General features: G+C 73.5%; 8 protein-coding genes. 3 read left to right on the top strand and 5 right to left on the bottom strand.

The genetic code is table 11. The features are described from left to right. Positions 1-882 (bottom strand): DEAD/DEAH box helicase family protein (locus AX737_RS15250; protein ID WP_245293453.1); only part of this gene is annotated, 882 nt, incomplete at its 3' end. 6 nt (positions 883-888) lie between these two features. After that, a complete protein-coding gene (locus AX737_RS15245; protein ID WP_066922671.1) occupies positions 889-3,681 on the bottom strand; it encodes an ATP-binding protein in 2,793 nt (930 codons plus the stop codon). Between the two features lie 264 nt (positions 3,682-3,945). Between AX737_RS15245 and AX737_RS15240 the strand changes: the two genes are divergently transcribed. Both AX737_RS15240 and AX737_RS15235 read left to right on the top strand, forming a co-directional pair. Next, positions 3,946-4,572: a metallophosphoesterase gene (locus AX737_RS15240; protein WP_082773065.1), complete on the top strand. Its 627-nt coding sequence runs from the start codon at positions 3,946-3,948 to the stop codon at positions 4,570-4,572. Positions 4,573-4,604: 32 nt separating this feature from the next. Beyond that, a complete protein-coding gene (locus AX737_RS15235; RefSeq protein WP_066922669.1) occupies positions 4,605-5,345 on the top strand; it encodes a Crp/Fnr family transcriptional regulator in 741 nt (246 codons plus the stop codon). A gap of 9 nt (positions 5,346-5,354) precedes the next feature. Here AX737_RS15235 and AX737_RS37250 read toward each other — a convergent pair whose 3' ends face one another. Next, positions 5,355-5,477: a hypothetical protein gene (locus AX737_RS37250; protein ID WP_280949079.1), complete on the bottom strand. Its 123-nt coding sequence runs from the start codon at positions 5,475-5,477 to the stop codon at positions 5,355-5,357. After that, positions 5,425-6,258 (bottom strand): NAD(P)H-hydrate dehydratase, encoded by an 834-nt coding sequence (locus tag AX737_RS15230; RefSeq protein WP_238230553.1) that lies wholly within the window; start codon positions 6,256-6,258, stop codon positions 5,425-5,427. Before AX737_RS15230 ends, AX737_RS37250 begins: the two co-directional genes overlap by 53 nt. Positions 6,259-6,449: 191 nt before the next feature. Between AX737_RS15230 and AX737_RS34465 the strand changes: the two genes are divergently transcribed. Then, positions 6,450-6,608, top strand: a complete 159-nt coding sequence (locus AX737_RS34465) for a hypothetical protein (RefSeq protein ID WP_197430594.1) — start codon at positions 6,450-6,452, stop codon at positions 6,606-6,608. Positions 6,609-6,617: 9 nt separating this feature from the next. On the opposite strand, the gene AX737_RS15225 is transcribed toward AX737_RS34465, so the two are convergent. After that, a complete protein-coding gene (locus AX737_RS15225) occupies positions 6,618-6,977 on the bottom strand; it encodes a DUF1476 domain-containing protein (protein WP_066922667.1) in 360 nt (119 codons plus the stop codon). Positions 6,978-7,279 lie beyond the last annotated feature (302 nt).

The raw sequence follows: 7,279 nt of genomic DNA, 5'->3' as shown, positions 1-7,279 counted from the left end.
GCCGCCGGCCAAGCCGAACTCCCGGCGAAATTCCCGCCAGGTCGCGTCGTAGAGGCGGCGCTCGTCGGGCTTCAGAGCGGTCGGGGCCAGCTCCCGCTGCACCTCAGGCCAGCCCGCGATGTCGGCCGGGCGGCGGCGCAGGCCGATCGCGTCGGCGCCCGTGTAGAGCAGGTCGGCCATCACCGCGCAGTCGCGGGCGTTGGCGCTCCACGACCAGTTCACCCAGCGCCCCTTGGCGCGCCCGATGCCGAGCCGCTGCATCAGGGCGCGGAAATCGGCGAGCGTCTCGGTCGGGCTGCCGACCGCGTGGCCGAGCAGGCGCCCGAGATAGCCGAGTTCGTGCGGCGCCTGTCCGGCGGTCGCGCTCATGTAGACCGTGAACGTCGCGGCGTCCGCGAGCTGGCGGCAGACCAGGGTCTGCTGGGCGTAGGGGTTGCGGAGCCTGTGGCTCTCGTCGAACACCACCAGCGGCCAGGCCCGCTTCAGGCTGCCGTGCTTGGCGAGCGCGTTGTTCCGCGCCCGGGTCGAGCGGCGGCGGATCGCCTCCGGGGGCGCCATCAGCGCCTTGGTGCGCTCGTAGTTCACGAGCGTCACCTCCTTGGGCGCCAGCCCCGCATCGCGGATCGTGCGGCGCCATTGCGGCATCGCTCCCTTGGGGCAGACCACGAGCACGGACGCCTCCGGCATCGCCGCGAGCGCCGCCCAGACCGAGAGGGTCTTGCCGAGGCCGGTCATGTCGCCGAGCAGGAAGCCGGGCCGCCCGGCCGCCCGGGCCGCCAGGATGGCGCGGGCCGCCTCCGCCTGATGCGGACGGGGCACGAGCGGGCCGGCTGCCGGCACGGCCGCGGGCCGCGAGGACGCGGCGGGGCGCGGGGTCGCCACGCCGCCTCAGGCCGCGCGCAGCTGCGCGATCTCGTCGATCACCGCCCGGCGCATGACGTGCAGGCGGGCGAGGATCGCCGCGTAGCTGCGACGCTCCTCGCAGGCCAGCTCGACCTCGCGGCAGAGCACGGCGAACTCCGTGAAGCCCAGCACGCCGCTCGCGGAGATCATCGCGTGGGCGTCGTGGGCGAGCTGCTCGCGGTCGGGCAGGGCGCCCTCGGTCCCGAACCGCTCGGTGAGTTCCTTGGCGAGGGTGGCGAGGAGCTGGCGCATGCGCTCGGGCCCGACCACGGCGGCGACCTCGCGATAGGTGCCGAGATCGAGGGTTCCGGTCACGGCCGGCGCGGGCAGGTCCCGGGGGGTCCAACGGTCGATCATCGCGTAGAGGGCCGCGCGCTTGAAGGGCTTGCCGATATGGTCGTTCATGCCGGCCTCGCGGAACGCGACCACCTGCTGCGGCAGGACGCTCGCCGTCATGGCAACGATCGGCACCGCGGCGCACGGCTGGGCGAGCGCGCGGATCGCCCGCGTCGCCGCGAGCCCGTCCATGCCGGGCATCTGCACGTCCATCAGGACGAGGTCGTAGGTCTCAGCCTGGACCGCCGCGATCGCCTCGGGACCGCTCGACACGGCATCGACCCGGTGGCCGGCATCGCGCAGTACGGCGAGCGCCAGCTCCCGGTTGAGTGCCACGTCCTCGACGAGAAGGAGGCGCCGCGCGCGCCGGGACTGTGCATGCTCCGCCTGGGCGCGGACCGGCTCGCACGGTTCGGCCACGGGCAGCGGCAGGCGGAACCAGAAGGTCGAACCCTGGCCGGCCGCGCTCTCAAGCCCGATCGCACCGCCCATCAGCTCGACGAGCTGCTTCGAGATGGCGAGCCCGAGCCCGGTGCCGCCGTATTCGCGCTGGATCGTCCCGTCCATCTGCGAGAAGCGCTTGAACAGGGACCCGTGCTTCTCCGCCGGGATGCCGATGCCGGTATCGCGCACGGCGAAGCGCAGGTGCGGCCCGCCCGCGAGGCCGTCCGCGCGCGCCACGCTCAGGGTCACGCTGCCGGCCGCCGTGAACTTCACGGCGTTGTTCAGGAGGTTGAGCAGGACCTGACGGAGCCGGTCCGGATCGCCGACGACGCGCTCCGGCAGGCCGGGTTCGACCGTGACGGCGAGGCGGAGCCCCTTCTGCTCGGCCCCCGCCCGCATGATCGCGACGGCCTGGTCGGTGACCTCGCCGAGTGAGAAGGGCTCGGCGGCAAGCTCGACCTGCCCGGCCTCGATCTTCGAGAAGTCGAGCACGTCGTTGACGACGGTGAGCAGGCTCGCGCCGGCGCCGCGGATGCGCTCGGCATGGAGCCGGGCCACCGTGCCGGGCTCCAGCTCGTCGACCAGGAGGTCGGCGTAGCCCAGCACGCCGTTGAGGGGCGTGCGGATCTCGTGGCTCATCGTGGCGAGGAAGTCGCTCTTGGCGGCGCTCGCCCGCTCGGCCTCGCCCTGCGCGGCCTCGGCCGCGGCCTTGGCGCGCACCAGGGCCGCCTCGGCCGCCTTGCGGGCCGTGACGTCGATGTTGAGGCCGATCACCCGCTGCGGCCTGCCGTCCGCGTCGTACAGGGCCCGGCCGGTGCCGTGGATCCAGCGGACGCCGCCGTCGGGAGCCGTCACCCGGAACTCGATCGAGAAGCTGGTGTGCTGCTCGGCGGCGGCCGCCGCCGCGGCGAGCGCCGCCTCGCCGTCCGCGCGCTCGACCATCGCGAGCCACGCGTCGGTGCTCAGGGTGTATCCGTGGGGGGCGTCGATCCCGTGGAGCTTCGCGCTCTCGGCCGACCACGTGATCCGCTGGGAAGCGAGATCGAAGTCCCAGGTGCCGGCGCCGGCCGAATCCTGCGCGAGTTGGAGGAGCTTGCCGGTCTCGGCGAGCTTGCGCCGGGCCGTGATGATGTCGTCGATGTCGAGCGCGGTGCCCAGCATCGCCACCATCTCGCCGCGCTGGCGGATCGGGATCATCACGAGCCGGTGCCAGCGGTAGACCCCGTCGTGGCGGCGCAGGCGCCCCTCGATCTGGTAGGGGCTGCGGGTCCGGATCGCGGTCCGCCAAGCCCGGCTCATCCGCTCCGCGTCGTCCGGATGGTTGTTGGCGAGGCGCGCGGCGCGGGTGGGGCCGATCGGCCCGTAATAGCGCTCGAACTGCTGGTTGACGTAGGCGTTCTCGCCCGTCTCGACGGAGAAGATCCAGATCAGCTGGGGCAGCGCGTCGGCGAGCGCGCGATAGCGGGCCTCGCTCGCCTCGCGGGCCGCGATCTCCTGCTGCTGGCGGATGTTGGCCTCGTGCAGGCGCAGCTGGCCCACCACGATGCCGGCCAGATCCTGCAACTGGCGGCGCTGCGCCTCCGTGAAGCCGCGCGGCCGCGTGTCGAGCACGCAGAGGGTGCCGACGCGAAGCCCCGGCGCGACGATGAGCGGCGCGCCGGCGTAGAAGCGGATCGCGGCCGGGCCGACCACCAGGGGACTGTCGACGAAGCGCGGATCGCGCAGGGTGTCCTCGACCACCAGGGGATCGTCGGACTGGATGGTGTGGGCGCAGAAGGCGCCCTCCCGCGGCATCGGGTTCGTGTCGGTCCCACAGGCGGCGGCGGGGCGCAGCTCCGTCCTCTCGACCAGCGGCACGACCGCGATCGAGACGTCGAACAGGCTCGCGGCCGTCCGGCAGATCGCCTCAAGATGGAGCGCCGCCTCGCCGCCGAGGTCGCCCAGAGCCTCCAGCGCGGCGAGGCGCCGGGCTTCGTCGGCCGCGACAGGAACCGTCATCTCGCCCGCCCCTTCCGCTGCCCGCCGCCGACGCGGCGCGCGCCCGCGCCGGGCGCCCGTCGTGCGGAGCAAATCATGAATCGAGCCTTAATACCGCGCCGGGAGCCGGAGCTTTGCGTGCTGGTGTATCGAAAGGACGACCGCACGGAGGAGGAAATCCAGATCTGGGAAAGATGTCGCGATCTCGATCCTCGATCCTGGCCCGCGCGCCGGCCCGCGCCATCTTCGGCCGACCCTTGCGAGCACGAGGCCCGGCCGGACGGCATGCGCGTCTTCTTCACCGCCGACACCCATTTCGGGGATGCCCACATCCTGCGCCAGCGCGGCGCGCGCTTCGCGACGATCGAGGCGCACGACGCGGCCCTGATCGCGCGCTGGAACGAGACGGTGGCGCCCGAGGACTCGGTCTGGCACGTCGGCGATTTCGCAGCCCACGCGGACCGGGCCTATTGCGCCGCCGTGTTCGAGCGGCTCAACGGGGTGAAGCGGCTGGTCAGGGGCAACCACGACAGCAAGCGGGTGCTCGCCCTCGCCTGGGCGGACCCGCCGGTCGAGAGCGCGCGCATAACCTTGCCTGACGGGGCGGGCGGCCTCTGCCGCCTGTTCCTGGCCCACTACGCCCACCGGGCCTGGCCGGGCCTGTGGCGGGGCACGCGCCACCTCTACGGCCACACCCACGGCACGCTCGCGGACACGCGCCGCTCCTGCGACGTGGGCGTCGACGCCTGGGACTACCGTCCGGTCGCGCTGCCGGCGATCATCGCCCGCCAGGAGGCGGCGACGCTCCTGCCGGAGGAACTCGCCCGGGACGCCGCGCGCGCCGTCAGCCGGCCGGATGCGGGATCGGATCACCCGGCGGGCTTGGAAACCGCGGGCCGCGCTGCAGATTGAGGACGGACGCTCCGAACCGATCGACGAGCCGAATGCTGAACGCCAACCGCCTGCACAGGCCAGAACTCACCGCGCCGCTCGCCGGCGGCGACCGCAAGCTCGACGCGCTGACCGCGCCGAACCCGCGCGCCTTCCCGGCCGGCGGGACGATCGTCGAGCAGGGAACGGAGCACGGCTTCGTCTATCGCCTGCGCACCGGCTGGGCCGGCCGCGTGCGCGCGCTGCCGGACGGGCGCGCGCAGTACCTGATGGTGTTCCTGCCCGGCGACCTCTTCGCCATCAAGAGCGCCTTCGTCGCGGCCCATCCGGACGCGGTGGTCGCCCTCTCCGACGTGACGGTCGAGCGGCTGGAGCAGCAGCGGCTGCGCGAGGCCTTCCAGACCGATCCCGAGATCGCCCTGCGCTGCACGTGGCAGATCGTCGAGGAGGAGCGCCGGCTGCACAACTGGGTCGTCAGCCTCGGCCAGGGCAGTGCCGAGGAGCGCATCGCCCACGTGCTCCTCGAGTTCAGCCTCCGCCTGGGGCCCGCCCAGGGCACGTCCCGGAGCCTCGAATACGGCATGCCGCTGACCCAGGACCAGCTCGGCAACGTGCTCGGCCTCACCTCCGTCCACGTCAATCGGGTGCTGCGGCGCCTGCGCGAGGACGGGCTCGTCAGCATCCGCAACCGCGTCGTCGCCATCCACGACCCGGAAGCGCTCGAGCGCCTCGCCGAGCCCCTGCGGGACGCCACGCTCAAGGCCAAGGCCCGACCCGAGCTCGCCGTCGGCTGAGGCGGCCAATCAGGCCGGGATCTCGGCCAGGATCTCGGCCAGGATCTCGGCGATGATCGGCGGCACGACGGCCGGGATCTCACGCGCCAGGAAGCCGACGCCGCCGGAGGCCGAGCCGTCGTCCCGCCGCACCGTGCAGGTAGACGCCCCAGAGCGCCGCCTCGCCGGGGCCCGTCCCCCGCGCCAGCAGGCCCGCGATCAGGCCCGCGAGGACGTCGCCCGAGCCCGCGGTGGCGAGGCCGGCATGACCCGCCACGTGCAGGTAGGCTTCGCCGTCCGGCACGACGATGTGGGTTTGGGCGCCCTTCATCACCGTGACGGTCCGGAAGCGGGCCGCCGCCTCCCGCGCCGCCGCCAGCGGATCGGCCTCGATCGCGCTCCGCTCGACACCGAGCAGCCGCGCCATCTCGCCCGCGTGCGGCGTGATCACCGCGGGCCGCTCCAGCCGGTGCGTCCGCGCCGGATCCCCGGCGAGCGCCGCCATCGCGCCCGCATCCAGCACGAGGGCCCCTGCGGGCGGATCGGCGAGCAGCGCGCGCACGAGACCGGAGGTCTCGCCATCGTCCATCATGCCGGGTCCGATCAGCGCCGCGTCGCAGGCCCGCGCCTGTTCGATCACCACGCCGGCGGCCTCCGCCGAGACGCGTCCATCCGGCGACTGGGGCAGGGCGAGCACGCGCGCCTCCGGCATGGCGAGCCCCACCGGCACCGCGAGGTCCCGGCAGGTCGCGATCCGGACCTTGCCGGCGCCCGCCCGCAGGGCCGCCTCCGCGCTGAGCAGGATCGCGCCCGGAACCTCGAGGCATCCGGCCACCACGAGGACGCGCCCGCGCGCATCCTTGCTGTCGGCCTCCGGCGGCGGCAGGCCGCGTTCGCGCAGCAGGTGCGGGGTGACCGGAATGCACGCATCCACGCCAGGGATCCTCCGAGGGCCGGCCGAAGCCTTCCCCCGGCCCGCCTCACGAGAACCCGCCCCGGGCGGAATCGTCCCCTGGATTCGTCCCCTGGAATCGCCTCGTGGCGCGCGCCCGGCGATGGAAGCGGCGGAGACACAGGGTTAACACTTTCCCGGCTAGTCTGCGTCCCGTTCAGCCGGAGTAAACCATGACGCTGCTGCTCGTCGTCCTCCTGGCCCCGCTGGTCGCCGCCATCGTGCTGGCCGGCGGGCGGCCGGGCCCGATCCTCGGCTGCCTCTGCCTGATGGGGATCGGCTGTCTGATCGCCTGTTCGGGTCTCACCCGCCTGGTGCGTCAGCGGGCCTGAGCGAACCGCTCAGCGCGGCGCGGCGGAACGGGACGCGGCCTCGGGCGTCGCCTCCGGCGGCGGTCCGTCCTGGGCCGCCGTGGCGCGCAGCATCACGCCCCGCAGTTCGCCCGCGGGAACGTCGATGCCGTTGGCGCGCAGGTCCGCCTGGACGCGCTCGATCAAGTCCTCGTCGTGCTGCCCCTCGATCATCGCCGCGATGAGCACCCGCGCGTAGGCCTCGGCCGTGCGGCCGTCCACGCCGAGCTTGGCCATCGCGAAGATCGCGAGCGCGCGAATGCCCCCGCAATGCGCCGCGAAGCGCGCCTCCTCGGTCCGTGCGAACAGGTATTCCGCCGCGCGCTCGCGGTCCTCGAACGCCTTCAACATGCGTCTGGCTCCCTGATCCCGGGTCCGCGCGCCGCGCGTCCGGTCGGGGGTCAGGTTGCGCCCCGGGCGCGGGCGGCGACAACGTCATATGATAGAGGCCGGTCCCCGGCGGAGCCCCCGAGCCGCGGCCTTCCCTCGCTCCGCCCGGCAGGCAGGGCGATCGCATATGCCGAGCGGGCCTAACCCCGGTCAGGCGCGGGTCCCCTCTCATGTAGGGAGAGGGACAGGGTGAGGGGTATGAGGCTTTCGGATAAACGCGGTGCTGAACGCGCGTCGATGGCGTGCTCAGCTCTGAAAGGTCA

It is taken from the genome of Methylobacterium sp. CCH5-D2 (assembly GCF_001556475.1).
In the GTDB taxonomy this organism is placed as follows: Bacteria; Pseudomonadota; Alphaproteobacteria; order Rhizobiales; family Beijerinckiaceae; genus Methylobacterium; species Methylobacterium hispanicum.
This window is presented reverse-complemented; position numbering and strand designations above follow the sequence as displayed.

Excerpts from the sequence above, each read along its gene's own strand:
- AX737_RS34465 (WP_197430594.1), top strand. The coding sequence starts at position 6,450 with ATGACGCTGCTGCTCGTCGTCCTCCTGGCCCCGCTGGTCGCCGCCATC.
- AX737_RS15225 (WP_066922667.1), bottom strand. The coding sequence starts at position 6,977 with ATGTTGAAGGCGTTCGAGGACCGCGAGCGCGCGGCGGAATACCTGTTC.
- AX737_RS15240 (WP_082773065.1), top strand. The coding sequence starts at position 3,946 with ATGCGCGTCTTCTTCACCGCCGACACCCATTTCGGGGATGCCCACATC.
- AX737_RS15245 (WP_066922671.1), bottom strand. The coding sequence starts at position 3,681 with ATGACGGTTCCTGTCGCGGCCGACGAAGCCCGGCGCCTCGCCGCGCTG.
- AX737_RS15235 (WP_066922669.1), top strand. The coding sequence starts at position 4,605 with ATGCTGAACGCCAACCGCCTGCACAGGCCAGAACTCACCGCGCCGCTC.